Source organism: Trinickia sp. HAY1-2D, assembly GCF_056754935.1.
The window spans coordinates 809,537-828,872 of sequence record NZ_JBPGWX010000001.1 but is presented as its reverse complement, the minus strand read 5'-3'; the positions used below and the strand labels follow the sequence as shown (position 1 = coordinate 828,872).

Here is a 19,336-nt window from a genome sequence, read left to right as displayed (position 1 = left end):
GAGCCTACGGAACTCCGTACTTCGCGGCGGCGAGTTCCTCTATGTGGACATGGTCGGAAAGCGTCGCCGACGATCCTCAACAGTTCTCAAATGGCCGCCGATAGTCAGATTTGTTGAATATGTGGTGTAGGTGCTTCTCTATAGTGGTGCAAATGCACTCGGTGTCAGGTCCGTGTTGCCGCTCCCCACGCGGCGCGAGATCGATTCATCGCATCTGCACGCGGTCGCGCGGCGTCGCACCGACACCTGTGCATCAACGAGGAGTTGCACGATGTTTCCGGCTCTCTATTTTCCGCTGGTCGCAGCGCAGGGAATGCGCTGCACGCCTGCGGCGTTTCTCGACAAAGTGCGCGAAGGCAGCTTGAATGCGGCGAGCGCGTACGCGAACCGCTGGGCGGACGACGATCCTCAGGATGCGGATCTGCCCTGGCTTTTGCAATTGCATGCGGACATGCTCAGCACGCTCGGCATTGGGGACGAAGCCGAGGAGCAATATCGACGCTCGCAAAAGCTGCTTCGCGCACCGCGTCAGGCCATGCGCGCGACCTCTTGCCGAAACGCAGGCTGGCAGGCGCTCTTTCGGCACCGGCTCACGACGGCGCTGTCATGTTTTGCGCGCGTCATGGAGGAGACAGGAATCGATCCGCTGCAGGTGTTCGACGCCCGCTTCGGCATCATCTGCGCACTGCATCAGCTTGGCCACGCGCGCGATGCGCTGAATCTGCTCGAAGAACTCGGTGCCTTCGTCGAGTCGCTGCCCGAAAGCGACGGGCAACGGCTGCAGGATATCGTGACGACGCTGCGCTATGACCTGGCCGTGCAGCGAGAGCTGCGCGGTGCCGATCCGCTTGGCGATCACGTGTACTGGCATTCGGAGGCTGCCGAGGGCATGGCGGGCGCAGCCGATCCGAGCGAGGCGATTTCCGTGCGCGAGAGCGCCGCATTGCGCGTGAGCGCGCCGCTCTTGCGGCAGCGCATCGATTATCTGCGCGATGTCCGCGCGCTCGTGCGCGGCGAACGTGCGGCGATGGAGGGGATCACGCGGCACCTCCAGTGGGCCCAGCAGGCGGGGTTACACGAGTATGTGCGCACCACGCGCCTCGAGACCGTACTCGCCGCGCTCGCATGCGGGGCGCCCCAGCTCGCGGAAACGCTGATCGAGCCGCTGCATCGTCTCGATCATGCAACGTCGACCGGTCACCGGCAGCTCGAATATCTCTACTGCGTCTCGAAGCTGCGGCAGGTCCAGGGTCGCGCACCGGAAGCGATGCAGTTCTACAGCCGGTACGCATTGTTGTCGATGCAATGTCTGCGCACCGATGCGCATGCGATCGCGCCGTTCGTCAGCCGCACGACGCGTCGCGCGCCGCAGCTCGACGACGTCGGGGCCCGGTTGCCGGCCAAGTATCGTCGCGCCTATCGATATATGCAGGAAAACCTCGACCGCGCCGATCTCTCGGTGCGCGAGCTCGCCATCGAAATCGGCGTGACCGAACGCGCGTTGCAAACGGCATTCAAGAACTTCCTCGGTTTGTCGCCGACGGAGCTGATCCGCCGACAGCGCATGGAGCGCATTCGCGCCGAGCTCGAGGATCCGTTCACGAGCGAGCGCAATATTCTCGGTGCCGCCAATAAATGGGGTGTGCAGAACCGCTCGACGCTTGTTTCGAGTTACCGAAAGCAATTCAACGAGGCGCCGTCGGAAACGCTCGAACGCTAGCGCATGCCGTTCGCATAAGCAGACCTCGAGTCGTTTCCAATTGTTTCGCGTTTTGGCGATATCTTTCGCGCGCCGCCAGGAGCGGCGCGCTAGATTCGGGGATGATCCAGCATCGGCTCGTTGCCGTTCTACGCAACCTCGATCGCTCCATCCATGATCATTCGCTCGAATATTTCAAGGATTCGCCATCAAGCACGGTCCGCGCGTGCCGCCCGCTCGCCGCGCGGCACGCGGCGGATTTCGCTGGCCGCCTGGGGCGCCATGCAATGCGCCGCCTTTGCTTGCGCGATGAGCTTTTCGCCGCGCGCTCGTGCGACCGACTGTTTCGATGCCGCGGCCGCTTATCAGCACGTCAATCCCATGGTGCTGCGCGCTATCGCCTGGCAGGAGTCGCACAACCGTGCCGATGCCACGCATGTCAATGCCAACGGTTCGGTCGATTACGGCGTCATGCAGATCAACACGATTCATCTGCCGACGCTCGCCCGTTACGGTATCGGGCGCGAGGCGCTGATGTCGCCATGCAAGAATATCTATATCGCAGCTTGGCAATTGCGGCGGCAGATTTTGAAATACGGCAACACATGGGCGGCTGTCGGGGCGTATCACTCCGCCACGCCGGCACTGCGTGACCAATATGCGCGGCAAATATCGGGCATCTTGCGCCGCTGGGGCGTATTGTCGGAAAAGCACGAAACGGAGTTGGCCGTGGATCGCGGCGCACCGCATTCCGTCGATTGATCGTGCACGACAAGTTGTGTGCACAACGAGTACGAATGGAAGCGGTACCGGGTAATCGTCCGGCGTAGCTGAAGATTCTGCCACGCAGTCCCGCCGTTAAGTCTCCCGCGAGGAGAGACTTGAGCTCAAGCGGGAGTATGCCCGGCATTCACCAACATCTGATTGATTGCCTCGACCTCGTGGGGCTGGAGATGCCTCCGGGCGGCGACCATCAGTCGGTTGACGTCCTCGAGCGCACCTCTGTGCTCGTCGCTTTGCGCATGCTCCATTTCCTTGAGCATCGTTGCGCCCAGGCGCATATAGACCATGACTCGCGGATTCGTCATCGGTCCGCCCTGGTCGACGTTCGGTAACTCGTGGATGTTCTGAGCGAGTTGGCTCATCAGGTTGGCACGTTCCAGGGGATCGGGGTGCGTCGCCAAGTTGGCGTCCGCGCGTTCCCCGATCACCGCGAAGATCTGTTCCACCACCTGCATAAGCTGCGCGTCCATCTGCGGTGGTTCGGCATTGCCGAGTGCTGTGAGATCGGCGTGAATGGCTTCGCGCATTGCTTGAGCTCCCCGGGGGAGAGACCATCCATCAACCCGGACAGCTTCGTGAGCATTGCCATCCGGACGCGGGGGTCTTGCTCTCGCGTGGACGCCTCGTACAGTCGCACGAATTCCTGTTCGAAACGCGGGCCGGTCGCGTGCGCTCCAGCGTTATACATTTCCGTTAGTCCCTGGATCAGACCGTCCGCAAGCGCGAGACGTTGATCGTCACTCAGACCGCCGTGCTGAAACGCGCGCAGGGCATGATCGCTAACGATCGCGGCTGCATCGGGCGACAGGAAAAACCGGATCTGGGCGAGCCAGCCGAGCGTTGCCGTACGCGCTTGCAGCGGCAGCTTTTCCAGCCGGCCGATGATGCCCTGGACTTCCCGCGCATGCTGAATGGGGCTGCCTGAGTCCGGCACGCTCGGCAGAATGCGAGCCAGGCCCATCAGCGATGCGGTCACGTCTTCCGCGCTCATGCGACCGGTGCGCAGTTCGGCCGAAATCGCGTTGCGTGTCAGCATGTAGCCCGACACGAGCTCGTCTTCGCCGAGGGAAGCAGCGGCGCGCGGCAGTTGCACGACTATCGCACCGCAGTCGGTACGCCGATGAAGACCGGATGTGGTATCGCAAACCAGCTGCAGCGCGGTGTGACGATCCTTCGGGGGATCGATAGCCGGGATGCGGGCAGTCAGTTCGGAAAGCGGGCTCACCTGATGCTCGGGGGGCAGCTGTACGACCGAGCCGAGTATTTCGTGGAAATCCGCGAGCGTCCGGACTGCGCGGGCTCGATTCGTCAGATCGGCGCTGGCGGCTTCGGAGGACGTCCCGCCAGGTACCGAGAACCCTGTTCGTGGGCCTCCTTCACTGCCCCGTGCTTTCTGGTGGGGCGCATCGGTGAACGCCGGATGGGTGGGCTGCGAAGTGGCACCGGTGCCAGGAGGAACGTCTCCTGACGGCGGCGTTGCCGGTGCCGGAAGGCCGCGGGGATCCCCCGGAAGCCCCGGCTGCCAATTTCCGTTTCCCACACCTCGAAGGTTGTCCATTTCGTGCTCCGTTAGTCACTCGCGATACTAGAGCAGCGCGTAAAGCGTCGAAGCGACTTTGCGAAGCATCGGCGAGGAACACGAATTTTCAGGCCACCAGTCAGTGGTTTTCGATCTCCGCACAGATGGTTGCGTTTGCATCGATTTTCGAGGAAGTGTAGATTCGGACCGGCCGCGATTGCCAAACGCGTGCGGCCATCCCAAAAAAACGTAGGATCGAGCGGTCTGTCCGCGGCGACCTGACGAGAGCTTATGTATTGCAGCCCATGCACGTTTCCTAGAATGTCAGTGTGGCAAAGCGCCCAGCATCGAGAATGAGTAGTCAACTTTAAAGAGCGATGGCTGCACAGGCGCGGTGCGCCCCCGATCGCGGGCGCGACTGACGAACAGTGTGGAGGATCGATGGCAAGATCCGTCGCGGCAATTTTTCGGATGGGTGGAAACCAATGATGAGCGGGATAAAGAAGCGCCGCGCCGTCGTAGTCACGTTCGGCGACAGGCAGCTCGACGGCCAGCCTGTAGAGGAGGGAATTCAAGCGTGGCAGCCTGGAACCACGCGGGAGTCAGCGCTGCTGACGGACCTTGGCTGTTACGAGGACCTGACCGTTCGCCGCCATCTCACGAGCAGTGCCATTCACAAAGCGGGGTTCGACTGGCTCTGCTATTGGTTGATTCAGCGGGTTGGAGAACGCGTAGGCGCGTTGGCGTGGTTCGATACCTATTCGCCGCCGGGTTGGGCCGAGCGCTTCAATCGCGATGCTTTTTTCGATACCGACCCACGCATCGATTTCGCATGCCGCTTCGATTGGCCGCTGGCATGGGATCTCCAGACGCTTTTCGGTCAACACACCAGCCGCGTGGGCGCCGCCGCGGCGAAACGCTTCGTCGCAGGTGCGGTTCAGGTCGGCGCACAGAGCGGCGTCACGTTCGGTCTTCAGACCGAACGTCCGTTCGAGCATGCCATCGTGACACTTTCCAGTGCACAGCCCGATCGCCGCTGGATTACGGATGCGACGATCGGCGAGGCGTACGCGATCGGCGTGTCGCTGCATTCGTTCATCGAGCCGCGCATCGACCAACTCTTGCCTGATTGGCAAATCTCCGTTCCGACGGACGTTCAGCGCAGCATGCTTCGCTGCGTCTCGCAGGGGCTGAGCAATCGCGAGATTGCCGAACAAATGTCGATGTCGGTCCATACCGTCGCTTATCATTTACGTCAGCTCGAGAAGCGCTTCGATGCGCTCAACCGCGTCCAATTGGCCTACATTGCCGGGCGGATTCTCGACGATTGAACACGTCGCGCAATTGCCATAATCAAATACCGGGCAGCGAGCCCGCGGATATCTACCACTGACTACGGGAATGCTGCCGCATCGTTCGATGCGCGGGGGGATGTGTCTGTCCGCTGCAACGATGAGGAGTACGAATGTCGTACCAAGACGTGGTGAGAGAGCCCGAGGGCTTTCTGGTACAAGATCGAGTTGACACGGCATTACTGGAGCGAGACGAACCTGAATCCGATGCCGGGTCCGCAGGTCCGGAACTTTGCTATGTCGACGAAGCGGAAATCGCGTCGATGATCCGAGGTGACGAACTCGGCCGGGAAACGGATATTGCCGTGGAGCTCGGTGCCGCACGCAACGCCGAGGAGCGCGTGCGGCTCGTGCGTACGCTTTTACGCATGCTGGGCTATGGGGGGCTCGCTTATCTCGCTGTCAAAACGGACAAACGTGGCCGCGTGCAGCGCGTGTATCTGTTGCGTAACTATCTGACCACGAATATCGCGACTCAATTACTCGAGGCCGGTTTTCTCGAGCGGGACAGCCACTTGCGGGCCGCACTCGTGAGCGACGTGCCCCACGTCTGGGATCTCAAGAGTCTCGTCACGACGTGGCGCAAAAACGGCGACTACATGCGTTTCCAACCCATTGTCGACCAGATGCGGGAAAAGGGCGCTTGCAGCGGACTGAGTTTCGGCGTGTCGATTTCCAACACGACGATCCGCTCGATCATCAGCTTCGCGTCGCCGCGCCACAACATGGCATGGATGACGGACAACGTGCTCGCGCAGTCGCTCGCACTCGGCTTGTCAGTGCATCAGCGTTGCTCCGCGTACATCAAAGCGATGGGAAGACGAGAAGCGGCAGGTCTATTGTCGCAGCTTCAGCAACGGATTCTGAGCCTGCTCGTGCTGGGCCTCTCCGATAAGGAGATCGCCAGTCGTCTCGATACGACGGCACATAACGTCGACTACCATTTACGCCAGCTGCGCGACAAATACAAAGCGCTCAATCGCAGCCATCTTGCGTTCGTGGCGGCACAGACCCAAGGAGCGTGACGAAAATGATGCATAAGCGGTCCGCCCTTCGGTGGAGCGGCCGCTTTGCACATTCACGCGGCCGCCGCGGTTGCCGATAACGCACTGCGCGCTATACCCGCAATGAGTCGTGATCGGTGTGCGCCGCGTTGGGGCGGTCGAGATGCTGCAGTGCTTGCTGGTAGAACGTGTCCAACTGCCGGAGGTCCTCGGCAACCGACCTCGGGTCAGCGCCAGGCGACTGGCGGATCTTCCCTTGCAAGATGAAGTATTGAAAATCGACACCCACCCTGGACGACCTATTGGGGAACACCTTATCCCAGGAATCGCCCACATCGCGCAGCCGCAAGCGTTCTTTGCCTTGGCTGTCGGTAGCCCTGCCATCGGGGGAGACAGCGAACCGTGCGTTGCCGAATTGCGAGTCGGGGGGCTGCCTTGCGGTGCTCGGGCCCGACGGGACAGGATAGGGATACGGCACGGGATAGGGAAAGCCCATACCCGCCATGCCGTATCCGTACGGCCCCCCCATTCCCGAGCACCACGGGTCCATGGTCGACGCCATCGCGGCTGGGCCCCAGATGCCCGGCATGTTCATCATGGGGTAGGGCATATACGGCATATAGGGAAGCGCCGCGCTGCTATACGGCGAACCGCTTGACGCCCGCTTGGTTTCGTTCCCGAGCGTCGACAGGTAGTCCATCGATTTGCGAAGATCGCGGCGCATGCCGAAGTACGTAAAAATCCCGGCAAGCGGGCCGAAAGAGCCAACTGCCAACGCAGCGGGAATAGCGAATGCCCTTTCCAGCGTTTTGTATTGTTGTGCCGTGAGCGTATCGCCTTGATATGGGCCGGTCCAAACCGCGCGGCCCCCGCCTGCGTACTGCCAGCCTCCGCGAGCGTTTGTGCCGCCGTCGGCCATATGCGTCGCATTTGCGAAGGGATCGTGCGCGTGTGAGCGTCCTGGCAGATGCAGCAAATCACGCAAGCCTCCGAGTAACGAACCGGATGCAGGCTGGGCGCTGGGCTGTGGGCCGAAACGCTGGCCGGCGCCCGGCCCGGGAGCATGAGGCGCACCCCATCCCGGCTGTTGTGAGCCGACGCCGCCTGGCCATCCGTTGCCACCCTGAAAGTTGCCGGTGCGCATGAGGAACCTCCCGTCTATCGCCTGACATTTCACGTAGGCGATTGTCGGGCTTGATGGGGATGCGGGGTGCACCTCAGGCGAACCTCACGTCGATCAAACGAACCTTCGACGATTGCGGCCGCCGGATCAGGCCGGATCGAGCGCTTCCAGCACCTGGAACGGCACATTCTCGACGATGATTTCGCGGTCGCCGGTCGCGCTGGTGCGCGTATTCAACCGCGCGATCGCGTTCGGGCCGATACTGCGGGAACGCGTGGTGCGCTCTCTGACCTTCAGCTCCACGAGCATCCACGAGCTGCGATCGCTCAGAATGCGTTCGTTGTCTGCCTCGATCCGCTTCCTGAGCGCAAGGTCCTCGCCCGCTTGAGAGAGCCGTGCGTCGTTCGCGTCCAGCGCCTCGGCGGCGTGCTTGCGTAGCCGGTGCCGCAGCACATAGGTCAGGTGCGGGCTGCGATTGACGAGGACATCGGCAAGATGGGCGTTGATCCGCTGATTGGCGCGAGCGATTGCCTGCGCGGGCGGTTCGGTGGAATTTGCGCCGCCTACCCGGACATTCATGTTTTCGGAGGCGAGCAAGAGTTGCAGTAATTCCTTGCGCGAGTCCTGAAGCGCGCTGACATACGCCTGGACGTTCGAGTACTCGATGTCGACAAGGCATGCGCGGTGAACGAGTCGTTCTTCTTCGCGAACGAGTTGCAGCTTCGCCGACGTATTGCGCTGGTCGAGCTTCCTTGTCCTCACCAGCGTATCGATCGAGAAAAGGCCGATGCTTTCGTGCCCGGTTGCCGACAACGGATGGGCGAAGCCGGGCGCGACGCCCTGGCGTTCCTGCCAGAACGATCCGGTGCCGACACGATGGTGCTCCACTCGCAGCGAGCCGCTTCGCTCTACCGAATCGCTCGTTTGCCGCGAGGTTTGCCGGCCGATACCGGCCGACGGCCCCCCTCGCAGCGTGAGATCGCCGGGGTCGTTCGGGCCGTCGACGCCCAATTCGTAGAACTCGACGGTCGCTGTGACGTCGACGGTCACGCCGCGCCGTTTCGTGTCGCTCACGCCATCGGTCCAACTGATCGATATATCGGGATCGTTCCAATAGCGTTCGGCAAGACGGTTCCAGAGACCGTTCGGCCCGCCGCCAGGCGCAGCTCCGGCCTCGCTGAAAAGAAAGTCGTTGATCTCGGCGAGCTTGGCGCGCATGGCTTGGTCGTCATAGCCCGAGTCGTCCGGTTTGATTCGTCTCGCGACGCGGATCGACACGCCGCGTGGCCGGCTGATTTCATGGGCATGCAGCGTCGCGTTCGTCACGAGCCCGGCGCGCAGGGACGTCAGGCCGACGTCGATGTCGTATCCGACCAGCAGACCCGCGCCGACATGACGGTCGGTGCCGTCGGCCCTGCCGATGAACAACTCGACGCCGTGCGTCGAGCGGCTCACCTCGACGATCGCTTCACGCGTGCGCGACGCCCGCAGGTCGAGGCGTGGCGACACGGGTATCCCGACTCCGCCGAAGAACAACTTCGTGGTCCCGTTCAGGCCGCGCGTACTGACACCCTGATGGCCGCCATCGCTCAGACGCAACCGCTGTCCGGACTGCAAACCCATGATGACCTCGGTCAACGTCGAGCGGACGGAGGCGATATCGCGTGCCCCGGCGGCCGGAGATGGATTCTCGAGCGCGAGCAGATCCTGCACTTCGAGCCAGAACGGATCGTCCTCGGGCACGTGCGCCACCTTTCCCCAAGCCGCGAGCCGTATGACGTCGAAAGGTTGTTTAGCCAGGCGGCTGAACGGTTTCGTTTTTGCCAACTGATCGCCGGACATTTTTTGCCACGATGCCGTCGCTTCGAAAAGACGTTCGAGCTTGCGATGCGCGGTTCCTTCTTTCGTGAGCATGCCAGGTGAAGTAGCGAGCGATTGGCCAATAGCGTGCGCGCGCTTCGCGATGTCGACCAGCGCGGCCGGATCGGGGTGTCCGCCCGGAAACCCACCGCGATCGAGCCATACCTGCAGCGCGGCGAGCTCGACCACCGAGCTTCGAGTGCGGACGTGCGCGAGCAGGCTGCTCCGCGATGGTTGGATCCTGGCGATCAACCGCGAGAGTGCCGCACGCGTTTTCTCCCGGATCGACGCGTCGCGGTGTTCGACATAGAGTTGCCGCGCAGCCCGCGCGCCGGCGTTGCGCGGCGCGCGTGAATGCGTCAGGACCGCGGAGGGTTCGACGGCCGCGCTATCCTTCATCTGTACGAGCGTTTCGCTCGTTTTCCGCTTGAGCGCTGCCTGTTCGCGTTCGATCGTCTGGCGCGGCACGCCGCGCGTGCCGAATTGGAGTGCCGACAGCGGTGAGGTATGCGCGCCGAACAGCATGCGCGGAAGCAGTGTCTTCCAGCGGTTTTCTTCCACGCGTGGAATCGTCTTGGTCACGAACTTGTGCAGCCGCTCGCGTGCTTGCGAAAACTCGCTGTGCCGTCCGTCTTCGCAAAAACCTTGCCGCCAGGCCAGCAACGCGCCACATTGGTCCGGGGTAAGGGAATCGGGGCCGTGTTCGAGCACCGCGCGCGCGGCATCGAAGGCTCGCTTGGCGAGCGCGGTGGGGCCCGGTTCTTCGGTGTCGAGCGGCGCCGCCGTATTGCGGGCGCTGACCGCGCCCGGGGAGTAGTCCCGCCACGATACGCCGCGGATATCGCCAGGGGCATAGTCGAGGGCCTGCGCGCTTTCGAGGAGGGTTCTGACCGCGAAGCGATGCGTTCGATCTCTGAATGGCGTGCCGGCGGCCGTGCGAATGTGCTCGATCATCGAGAATCCGAGGCTCGAGCGTGAGAGCTGTCGCACTACATGCCACGCGCGACGCTCTTCGTCATTAGCGGCTGTGCGCCGGTGCGGGGCATCGAAATCGAGCGCGGCGATGTGCTGCAGCATCCGTTCGGCAAACCATACGTCCCGCGCGCCGGCCGCTCGTACGGCGCAGGCAAACAGGTGCGTGCGAGCCTGAGCGACCGGCGAAGCGCCATCGAGCGATGCGATGCCAGAGAGCCGCGCGGCAAAGCGATCAAGCTCCTCCCCGTGCAAGGGCGAGACCGTGAGTTCGGCGGCGAGGGAGTCGCGCACACTGCGGGCAAAGCGGAGCGCATCGGATCCTTCCGGTGTTTGCGCCTCCGGTGGGGTAGCGACACCGAGGCTGTCCGAAGGCTCGGCCGAGAGAGTTCGGGCGATCGCGGATTTCGCAAGCGTCTTCGCCCCGTCCGGCTCTGTTCTGTGCGAACGCGAGGGCAGCGGCGGCAGGCGATCCGCATGATCCTGCTCCCGGTCGTGGCGGGTAAAGTGCCACGGGCTCCACGTGCGGCCGGAGCGGCTGCGATGAAAGAGCGCGCTGCTCACATCGGTTGTGCGCGCGCGCTCGACCTGTCGGAAGCTGTCGAACGCGTGCTTCAGCCGCGCGAGCGGCCCGTTCGGTTGCGCTGCGGCGGACGGCGACGCGCTGACGGCAGCCCCGCGCGATTCCGTTTGTTCATTCGCATTCGATTGGGACGGCGAGAAGCAGTGAACTCGGCGGTGATTCGCCATGGCAATGCGCGAGAGTTGATCCGCATTGCACTATGTCGTTCCGATGTGACAGCACCTGTCACGTGGATGCGCGCCACGCGAAGTATTGCGCTGGAACACGAAGCGCGCATAACGCGGGGTGGTCGCGCGTGCCGCGGCGCAACACCCCGCGTTATGCCGTAGTTTCCTCTGCCGAGGCGAGCCACCGCGTGGCTGGCGTCGCAGGTGGGACAGCGGCGGAGCGCGTCATCACGTACAGATAGCTGTCGCCCACGACTACACCCATGTTGGGCCGGGATTCATAGTTCGTGAGCTTGGCCTCCAGCACGAAACCCAGGCGTTCCATGGCACTTTGCGCGGGACCGTCTGTCGCGCAGCATGCGTAGAGTCGATAGATCGCGGGCTGGGCAAGCAGCCACTTGATCAATTTGCGCAGAACCTGTAGGCCGGCGCGGCGCTTTCGGCTGCCGCCCTGGCGGCTGATGATTACACCGATTTCGGCGCGCGGCGGGCGCGGTTCGAGTTGAATCAGTGCGGTCAGATTGCCGGTGGCCTTGTCGACGAGCAACCAGCGGAGCAATGAGCCGCTTTCCCAGCCACGGCGCGATTCTTCGATGTACGCGAGCGTGTCGTCGAGCGTCGTATGCCGGGGAAACGGGAGATAGCGCATCGTTTCCGCGTCGCTGAGCATTTCATCGAACAACGCCTGGGCGTCCTCGGGGGCGGGCGGCCGCAACAAAATTTCATCCGATTCGATCAACTGCGGGGGGCGGAACGGCATCATATGGCGACTCCTACGGCATTCCGGTCAATTCTGCGGTGTCGAGCCTTCTCGGACGGGGCGAGTGCGAAGCAAAGCGCAGTGGGGCGAAACGAATGCGCGTGTCCGTCAATCGGCGAGAGTTCGGGTCGCGGGTCAATGCTTCGCGGTGGGCCTTCTGCCGGCCGGCTGGCGGTTATAAAGTGCATCACTAAGCGGTGGCGCGTGGCCACGCCTCACTTCATGGGAGATGCAGATCATGGCAAACCAGAGCACATTCAGCGTCACCAGTGGCGGGCAGGTATCGCACGTCACCCCTGATTCCGGAGCGAGCCGTAGTTCCGACGCAAATCAGTCGACCAACCCGGCGCCGTCCCGGATGAGCGGTGGCGGGGCGCTCGAGCTGCTGCCCGCACGAAGGACGGGCAAGCTTGGCAGCGAGGCCACGCATACCGTGTTGACAGGCGAAGTCGTACCGCCCGCCCGTTTCAGCGCATCGCGCACTGCTTTCGCCGAGCCGCCCATGCTTCCGGTTCTCCGGGTTCCCACTCACACGCTCGGGCTGGACAGGCTGGATCGCGCGGTTGAGCCGCGGGTGCTTGCGCCCTATCGGATCATCGAAGGTAGCGGCGGCGATTACGAGCATCACGCAGATCGCCCTTCGACCGAGCGGCCGCGCCCAGACCTCGCCAAGGACATGGACGAGTTCGTCCGAGCGGGCGAGCAAAACATGGACGACCAATTGAAAGTAGCCGGCATGCGGCGTGACATGGAACTCACTGGCGCGAAAGCCGCCTTCATCACCCGGATGGGGGAAATGATCCGGGAAGCGGCGAAGGGCTAACCTGCGACAAGCAGGGTGCGGCCTGGAAGGCGGCGAAATTGCCCTTCAGGCCAGTCTGCCGGGCCGACGAATTGCATTAGCAACGGCCCATGGAAAACACTAAGCCCGCAACCAGACGTACTCCCCCGCCACGATTCCCTCGAACATCTCATCCGTCGATTCGATGATGTTCTGCCGCCAATAGCGGCCGTGCTCCGCGTAGTGCGCGAGCAAGTCGGCCAACACGCCGCCGTTTACATCGGGTGTCATCGGCAGCCGCAAAATCAACACGATGCCCCCCGTGTCCATATCGAGCCCTAGCTGTGCCTGATCCTGCGCGTAAATGAGCAGATTGGCCTCGAGCATCAGCCGGAACACGACGAGCGTCCGGCCGGCCGTCACCGTGCCGTAATGGAAATTCGCGTAGATCGCCTCCAGATCGTTCTCGAAATACTCGAGCCGTACATCGAATCCTTCGACTTCGATCGAGCGTGTGCGAAGCACATGCTCCGCGTCGGGCAAGCCGACGGTGTAGCAAAGGTCTCGAACCAGTTGCGCGTATCGTTCGGAGCTGGACATAGAGTGCGTTGAGCGCGGCCGCAGCGCGCCGGCGGGCGCTCGCGACTGGAAGGGACGGCGGCGAGAAGGAACGGCAAGACGGAAACCCGGTACGCGGACAAGCCGCGCACCGGTGAATTACATGCCCTGAGCAAAGCGATCAGGTAGGGCGGGCGGCGTCCTTCACGTTGCTGCCCATACCCTTGGCCATGCTCGCCACCGCAGACGTCAGCGACTGGCTCAGGTTCATGAGCGCCGTGGCCTTGGTGGCCATGTTCGACGCCGCGGTGATGCCTGCCATCGACGCAACGGCGTCGGCAGACTGACCCATAGCTGCTCCGGCTACCATAGTCTTACCTCCTTTAACAAGTGATATGAATTGCCGCCCCGGCTGCGTGCGATCGGGATCGCCGCCACCGCGAGCAAGCCTCTATCCGTATGCGCTGGCAAGGCGCACCCGGGAGTGGCCGCGACAGCCTCAAGCCGCGCCACGTTTTTCCTGCAAGTGCGCCACGATCCTGCTCGCCGCCAGCATGCCGCGATACAGCTGCGCCAGTTGGTTGCGCTCCATTTCGTTCGCTCCCGTCGCCTTGCCGATGTTCGCAGCGGTCGCTTCCAGCGCGACACGGAAGCCTTCGATGCGCGCCGAGCTTTCCGGCGACGGATCCGCGAGGATTCGCTGAAATTCGTTGAAGTCGGTCGCACAGGCTTCGATTGGCTCGTACATTTCGTCACTCCCCAAAAAAGTCATCTCGGCAACGGCAGATAGGTGGGCTTCGGTGCCGGCATCTGCGCGGGCCGTCCTGCGGGCATGCCGCCGCCCGGCGGATGCAGCGCCGCGGTGTTCGCAGCCGGGGCGGCAGGCGGCACCGATGCGCCGACGCCCGAAGCGCCCGGCCTGGCCGCGGCAACGGAACCCGATGCTGCCGCCGGCGGCGCTGCTACGGCACTCGGCGCACTGCTTGCACTCGATGCCGCAACCGTTGCACCGGACGCGCCGCCCGCGGCCGCAACCGGTGCGGACGCCCCTGTCGCGTCCGATGCGCCGGCTATCGCCGCCGAGGCGCCCTCGGCGCCTTCGGCCTGGACGGCCGATGCATCGTCTTCGCCCGGCACGACGAATATATGTTTCACGCCGTCGGGCGTTTGCGCATAACGCACGCTGTCCGAGTTCATGAGCTCCGAAAAAACCTCGGGCGCCGGCATGCTGTCTTCGGACTGCGTGACCTGCACACGCAATTGCTTGATGTTCGGACTCAAGTCATGACGCATCCTCGTGAGGCGCGCATCGACGTCGCGTGGATTGGGCACCGCGCCTTCGATATCGAAAACACCGTGTCCCGAGTACTTCACTTGCAAGCCGGGTGTATTGAGCGACTCCTCGAGATTGCGCACATCGATCTGCGCCACGTCGTACTGCCGCACGATGGCATTGGGCGACAGGCGCGCGAGCAGGTTGCGTGCGGCGATGTCGTCATCGGGCGTCGGCACGATGCCGGTCACGATGACGCGTGAACCTTGCACGCGCGCATGCAGCTCTCGCATATGCGCCGCCACCAGCTCTTCATTCACTCGCTGCGCGAGGTCGGCCGGATCGTGCGAAGCCGCGCGGCTGACGGCCATCGTAATCAGCACCGACCCAATTACGATGATCGCGCCGAGCATGGAGCAGCCGAGCACGATACCCACCAGCTTGCGCCGCCCCGACGACTCGCCGGTGCGGCGCGCGTCTTCTTCGGGCTTGCTCAACAGTGTCGACAGAAGCTCGAGATCGCTTGGCCAAACGACATCGCCCGGGCCGATGCAAAGTACCGTATCGTCGAACTGCATCGGAACGAACTCGACGAGCAATACCGTCCCCGGGTCGATTGGCGCATCGCCCGCATGCACGGCCTCGCCAACGGGTGCTGCCGCCTGGCCGTCCATGGACGATTCGGCGTCGCCCGTCGCGCCTTCGTGCAGCACCGGCTCCAAAACCATGCGTCGCGCGGTGACCAGACCCGTGCTGTCGATCGTGAGCTGCACATCCATGCCGCGCCAATCCGAAATCCGGATATCGGCATCGTCGTCCGCTCCCACGCGGTACGAGCCCTCGCTCAGGCGCAATTCGGCGCCTGCGTGCATGCCAGTCAGAATACGCAGCAGTTTCGTCATTTGGCGGACCGTGATGTCGCTGGTCGACGCGCACCAATGTTGCGCAGACCGTCTGCCGTACTCTATCCGGATTGGGTGGGTACGCGAGGGGGCATGCGAAGCGGACCGCGACTATGCGAATTTGTGCGCATGCGGATCCGACGCTTCTCAGCGCTTCGATTGCCGAGCGAGCGCTGCGTTACGCAGCGTCGTGACCCTATTCTTCGATTGGCTCCTTCTCGAGGGAACGTCTACGACATCGTGCTGCATCGCAATGAGCGGCAGCAGCGCATGAAAGTTTTCGAGCTTGGTCAACTCGCGGCGGCTGGCCGGCACGGTGGCCGCATCCGAAGCAGCGCGTGTGGAATCGGCGGGGGCGCTTTTTGCCGCAAGTTCGCCCACCAGGGCCTTCAGCTTTTCGCGCCAGGTCGACATGCCCTGCGGTTGGAGCGGGCCGATTTGCTCCTTCGTATAAAGGAGGTCGAGCAACATGTCGAAATATTCGACGTCGAGCCGGTAGTTGGGATCGGCGGCGAGCTTGTCGCGCTGCGAGAGGAGAGCGGCGATCCACGCGTCGGGGACCTGCTCCGGTTTGACGTTGTCGAGGCCCGATTGCGCCGTGAGACGGGCCATCAACGCGCCGGGTGTCGGATCGCGCACGGGCCGGATGTTCTGCGGCTTGATCTCGACCTTCGGTGCCGGATCGCCCGAGCGCGAGCTACCGCCACGCTCGTCGTGATGCGATTGTCCGCCCGAGCCGCCGCCGCCTTCGCCGGCACCGCCGCCGGCCTCCGCGCGTCGGTGCTCGCCGTGCCCGCCGTCGAGGAATTCGCCGTCGAAGTCGTCGTCGCCGCCGCCCGGCATGCCGCGGCGTTGACGGCGTGCCGCGATACGCCGCTTGAGCGCCGCGAGCCTCGCCGCGATCTTCGCGAGCTGACGGGCCATGAGCGAGCCGCGATCGGTCTGGAGCGGAGTCGGGTGGCCGTAATAAAAGCGGGTGCCGTGATATTCCACGACGCCGCCCAAGCCGCCCGGCGAATGGCCGATGGGCGTACTGTCTTCGGCCGCGGTGGGTCTGAACGATGTCGAATCGACAGGAGAACCGGGGACACGCGTCATTGCGGGACAGCCGTTCGCATCACTTCATTGGCGAAATGCAGCAGCGCCGCGGAGGAAAAAGGCGCCATGATGACGAGCGCAATCGTCACGGCGATCAGTTTGACCGCGTGCGAAAGCGTCTGGTCCTGCATCGACGTGATGGCCTGGATGAAGGACACGCCGAGGCCGACGACCGCGGCGACGATCACGATCGGCAACGAGACGTAGAGGCATAACAGCATGCCCTGCGTTGTCATTCGAACCAGCGTATCGATTTCCATACTTGGGATTCCGGAGGAATGGCCGAGCGCAAGCTATCGGTAGGTCATCACGAGGCCGTGCACGAGCGTGGACCATCCGTCCATGACGACGAAAAGCAGCAGCTTGAACGGAATGGCGATATTGGTCGGCGTCACTTGATTGAGCCCCATCGCCAGCAACACGTTCGCGATGATGAGATCGATGACGATAAATGCAATATAGAGCAGGAAACCTATCTTGAAAGCATCCGTGAGTTCGGTCAGCGTGAAAGCCGGCGCGAGCACGATGAGATCCGTTTCCTTGAGCTGGCTTGCCATTTGCTTCGGCCATACCACGCTCGCGGAGCGCATGAAAAAGCGCTTTTCGCGCTCGTTCGCGTGCTTGTTGAGAAAGGTCCGAAATGGCTCGCGCGCGGCGCCGAAGAGCTGAATGACCGCTTGCGTCGGTTGCGGCGAAATCGACTGGCTTTGCAGCGTCTGCAGCGCGTTCATTCCCACCGGAGCCATGACGTAGAGCGACACCAGGATCGCTATGCCGTTCAGCACCATGTTCGGCGGCACCTGCTGCACGCCGAATGCATTGCGCAACAAGCCGAAGACGACAACGATCTTGGCATAGGAAGTCACGACCATCGCAACGAATGGCACCAGGCTGATCGCGACGATGACGAGCAGCAGCCCCGTCAGGTCACTGAATTGAACCATCGCCGTGTGCCATTCGCAGAATCCGTACGCCAAGATGATCGCCGACCGTGACGAGCTCGCCGAAGCCGATTGTCTGACCGTGCGCGACGAGTTTGAGCTGCGCGTCCGCCACCGGCGTTTGCAACTCGAGCACGTAGCCTGGACGAAGTGCGCATAGCTGCGAGAGCGGCAGCGCGATCGTATCGACTTCGAATTGCACTGGCAGATCCAGGTCGCCGATGTCGATCGGATCGTCCGGTGGATCGCTCGAGAGCGTCTCGCCCAAACGGGTCGGATCCAGCTCATCGGTCATGGTCGGCTCCTTCATGACGAAAAGTTTTAGCCCGTCGATCATCACCGGGACGTGCAGCCGGACAAGGCCGGGCGTGCCCCAGGCGGCAATGGCCGTTGCCTTGGCCTCGTGAGCCGCACCGCTGACGAGCGAAGAAAGGGAACTGGCCAGCGAGCGCAACAACACGTCGCCGGGCGCAAGAGCATGCAATGTTTGAACGGGCAGGCGCCGGGCACCCAGTACGAGCCGTCCGGGTACGCGATGGTCCGCGTACGGCGCGGGCCTATCGCCCGGCGCGCCGGCCGGTGAAATGCCGGGCCACGTCGATGCCATTCGCTGCGCCGAGCGCAGCGTTTCCAGCACGTCGAGCAGCGGTGTATCGACGCATATTTCAGCGGTATGCGTTCGCCCCTCGATCGTGAACGACAGAACGACCGGCGCGGCATCGTTCGGGCGGGTGGGGGTGGACGCGGCATGCAGCACGCGAACGACGCGTACTTCACCGAGCCCGACCGCCGCCAGGCGCTTGAGCAACGGCTCGAGCAGCACGCCAGCGACGGCGACACGCAACGCGCGCTCGGCGTCGAGCGGCGAAGCCGCATCGTCTCGCGACCAGGCGGCGATCTGAAGGGACGGATAGGCGGCGAGGTCGATCGTGACACGCGCGGTACCGCGCGAATGAGCGAGCTCGATCACCCCCGGGTCCTCGAATGTAGGGCGCCCGGCTCCCATGTCGTCGGCGAGCCCCGCTTCCCATGTTTCGACTTCCGGAAGGCGTCGCAGGACAGACATGGTGCGCAAATCGCAAACGACCCTGGCGGTGCGGGCCACGAGCGGCGCGACGGCGGGCAATGCGAGAGGCCCGACCGGCACGTCCGATACAACGTCGACCGGCGAACGAGCGCGCTCATCGTCGGCGGGAGCGTCGATCCCACGGCTTTGCGCAGGACCGACACCCGGCATTTCAGCGATCGGAAAGCCCATACGTTGGTTTCACCGGTCGGATGGATGTTCGGTTGTGCAACACGCGGCCTACCAGACCGTCAACTCAATGTCGCGCGCGGCGCCCCATGCCCGCAGCAGTGCGTCCAGCTCACGCTGGAGGAGCGAACTGTGGTCCAAGAGTAACTGCCGGGATCGTGCACTTTGGGTATCGAAACGAAGCGAAAGATGGAAAGGCGAAAGTGAGAGGTACAAAACCGTATCCGGAACGATTTTTGAATCGAGCGGCAACTGTACGTTCCAATTCCCGTTCGAGGTGATCGAAGGATCCGCACAAAATGCGGCGACCTCGTTAGCCAATGTCGCCGCCAACTGAATAAACTGGCCCTGTGTCCGATACATCGCATCGACGACGGGTAGCGTCGTCCGCGCAATCCGTTCGGACAGATCCGGTGTGCTGCCTGACCTGCTTTGGCCGGACACGGGCGCATGTGTCTCGGACTCGTTCGCGTCGTCCCCCGAGGCCTCGCGAAATCCCGACAGACGATCCTCGGCCGCGGCGTCCGACTGTGAGCCGGACGCATCTTCGTCGGCGCGCGCCTCGACGTGGCCCGGTTTCGCGCGCACGCGGCGTGCGAGCGCCGCGTAATCGAAGCGATGCGAGCCGCCGCTGCGCGCCGTACGCTCGCGTGCGTCGAGTTCGGCAGCGATGATGCGCAGGGGGCGGGGTTCGATGATAGGCATC

19 protein-coding genes are annotated in these 19,336 nt (G+C 63.3%); 5 read left to right on the top strand and 14 right to left on the bottom strand.

Features of this window, described 5'->3' with window-relative positions; translation table 11 throughout:
• Window positions 1-271: 271 nt before the first annotated feature.
• Together ACR9ZC_RS03635 and ACR9ZC_RS03630 are read left to right on the top strand one after the other, a co-directional pair.
• Window positions 272-1,720 (top strand): helix-turn-helix transcriptional regulator, encoded by a 1,449-nt coding sequence (locus ACR9ZC_RS03635; protein ID WP_331567189.1) that lies wholly within the window; start codon window positions 272-274, stop codon window positions 1,718-1,720.
• Window positions 1,721-1,981: 261 nt separating this feature from the next.
• The gene (locus tag ACR9ZC_RS03630; protein WP_481579708.1) at window positions 1,982-2,461 is read left to right on the top strand and encodes a lytic transglycosylase domain-containing protein; all 480 of its coding nucleotides are present in this window, start codon (window positions 1,982-1,984) and stop codon (window positions 2,459-2,461) included.
• A gap of 125 nt (window positions 2,462-2,586) precedes the next feature.
• On the opposite strand, the gene ACR9ZC_RS03625 is transcribed toward ACR9ZC_RS03630, so the two are convergent.
• Both ACR9ZC_RS03625 and ACR9ZC_RS03620 read right to left on the bottom strand, forming a co-directional pair.
• Entirely contained in the window at window positions 2,587-2,952 is a 366-nt protein-coding gene (locus ACR9ZC_RS03625; RefSeq protein WP_481579162.1) for a hypothetical protein, read from the bottom strand.
• On the bottom strand, window positions 2,907-3,707 hold the full coding sequence (locus tag ACR9ZC_RS03620) for a hypothetical protein (protein ID WP_481579161.1): 801 nt from the start codon (window positions 3,705-3,707) through the stop codon (window positions 2,907-2,909). Before ACR9ZC_RS03620 ends, ACR9ZC_RS03625 begins: the two co-directional genes overlap by 46 nt.
• A gap of 779 nt (window positions 3,708-4,486) precedes the next feature.
• On the opposite strand from ACR9ZC_RS03620, the gene ACR9ZC_RS03615 reads away from it, so the two are divergent.
• Both ACR9ZC_RS03615 and ACR9ZC_RS03610 read left to right on the top strand, forming a co-directional pair.
• A complete protein-coding gene (locus ACR9ZC_RS03615; protein ID WP_331567185.1) occupies window positions 4,487-5,332 on the top strand; it encodes a helix-turn-helix transcriptional regulator in 846 nt (281 codons plus the stop codon).
• Between the two features lie 134 nt (window positions 5,333-5,466).
• On the top strand, window positions 5,467-6,378 hold the full coding sequence (locus ACR9ZC_RS03610; RefSeq protein WP_481579160.1) for a helix-turn-helix transcriptional regulator: 912 nt from the start codon (window positions 5,467-5,469) through the stop codon (window positions 6,376-6,378).
• 91 nt (window positions 6,379-6,469) lie between these two features.
• On the opposite strand, the gene ACR9ZC_RS03605 is transcribed toward ACR9ZC_RS03610, so the two are convergent.
• The 3 genes from ACR9ZC_RS03605 to ACR9ZC_RS03595 all read right to left on the bottom strand — a co-directional run bounded on the left by ACR9ZC_RS03605 (window position 6,470) and on the right by ACR9ZC_RS03595 (window position 11,825).
• Complete coding sequence (locus ACR9ZC_RS03605) at window positions 6,470-7,276, bottom strand: hypothetical protein (RefSeq protein ID WP_481579159.1); 807 nt, start codon at window positions 7,274-7,276, stop codon at window positions 6,470-6,472.
• Window positions 7,277-7,627: 351 nt separating this feature from the next.
• Complete coding sequence (locus ACR9ZC_RS03600) at window positions 7,628-11,062, bottom strand: autotransporter (protein WP_481579158.1); 3,435 nt, start codon at window positions 11,060-11,062, stop codon at window positions 7,628-7,630.
• A 151-nt stretch (window positions 11,063-11,213) separates the two neighbouring features.
• Window positions 11,214-11,825: a GNAT family N-acetyltransferase gene (locus tag ACR9ZC_RS03595; protein ID WP_481579157.1), complete on the bottom strand. Its 612-nt coding sequence runs from the start codon at window positions 11,823-11,825 to the stop codon at window positions 11,214-11,216.
• Between the two features lie 235 nt (window positions 11,826-12,060).
• On the opposite strand from ACR9ZC_RS03595, the gene ACR9ZC_RS03590 reads away from it, so the two are divergent.
• Window positions 12,061-12,645, top strand: coding sequence for a hypothetical protein (locus ACR9ZC_RS03590; RefSeq protein WP_481579156.1), 585 nt, complete (start codon window positions 12,061-12,063; stop codon window positions 12,643-12,645).
• Between the two features lie 99 nt (window positions 12,646-12,744).
• Here ACR9ZC_RS03590 and ACR9ZC_RS03585 read toward each other — a convergent pair whose 3' ends face one another.
• From ACR9ZC_RS03585 to sctP, 9 genes are all read right to left on the bottom strand, one after another.
• The gene (locus ACR9ZC_RS03585) at window positions 12,745-13,203 is read right to left on the bottom strand and encodes a CesT family type III secretion system chaperone (protein ID WP_481579155.1); all 459 of its coding nucleotides are present in this window, start codon (window positions 13,201-13,203) and stop codon (window positions 12,745-12,747) included.
• Between the two features lie 139 nt (window positions 13,204-13,342).
• Window positions 13,343-13,513 (bottom strand): hypothetical protein, encoded by a 171-nt coding sequence (locus ACR9ZC_RS03580; RefSeq protein ID WP_331567171.1) that lies wholly within the window; start codon window positions 13,511-13,513, stop codon window positions 13,343-13,345.
• 147 nt (window positions 13,514-13,660) lie between these two features.
• A complete protein-coding gene (locus ACR9ZC_RS03575; RefSeq protein WP_331567169.1) occupies window positions 13,661-13,909 on the bottom strand; it encodes a type III secretion protein in 249 nt (82 codons plus the stop codon).
• A 20-nt stretch (window positions 13,910-13,929) separates the two neighbouring features.
• Window positions 13,930-15,336, bottom strand: a complete 1,407-nt coding sequence (locus tag ACR9ZC_RS03570) for a secretion protein (RefSeq protein WP_481579154.1) — start codon at window positions 15,334-15,336, stop codon at window positions 13,930-13,932.
• A 147-nt stretch (window positions 15,337-15,483) separates the two neighbouring features.
• Complete coding sequence (locus ACR9ZC_RS03565) at window positions 15,484-16,434, bottom strand: hypothetical protein (protein WP_481579153.1); 951 nt, start codon at window positions 16,432-16,434, stop codon at window positions 15,484-15,486.
• The gene (gene sctS / locus ACR9ZC_RS03560; RefSeq protein ID WP_331567163.1) at window positions 16,431-16,694 is read right to left on the bottom strand and encodes a type III secretion system export apparatus subunit SctS; all 264 of its coding nucleotides are present in this window, start codon (window positions 16,692-16,694) and stop codon (window positions 16,431-16,433) included. The genes ACR9ZC_RS03565 and sctS overlap by 4 nt, the downstream gene beginning before the upstream one ends.
• Window positions 16,695-16,727: 33 nt before the next feature.
• Complete coding sequence (gene sctR / locus ACR9ZC_RS03555; RefSeq protein WP_481579152.1) at window positions 16,728-17,378, bottom strand: type III secretion system export apparatus subunit SctR; 651 nt, start codon at window positions 17,376-17,378, stop codon at window positions 16,728-16,730.
• Entirely contained in the window at window positions 17,362-18,441 is a 1,080-nt protein-coding gene (gene sctQ / locus ACR9ZC_RS03550; RefSeq protein ID WP_481579151.1) for a type III secretion system cytoplasmic ring protein SctQ, read from the bottom strand. Before sctQ ends, sctR begins: the two co-directional genes overlap by 17 nt.
• A 240-nt stretch (window positions 18,442-18,681) precedes the next feature.
• Entirely contained in the window at window positions 18,682-19,335 is a 654-nt protein-coding gene (gene sctP / locus ACR9ZC_RS03545) for a type III secretion system protein SctP (RefSeq protein WP_481579150.1), read from the bottom strand.
• Window position 19,336 lies beyond the last annotated feature (1 nt).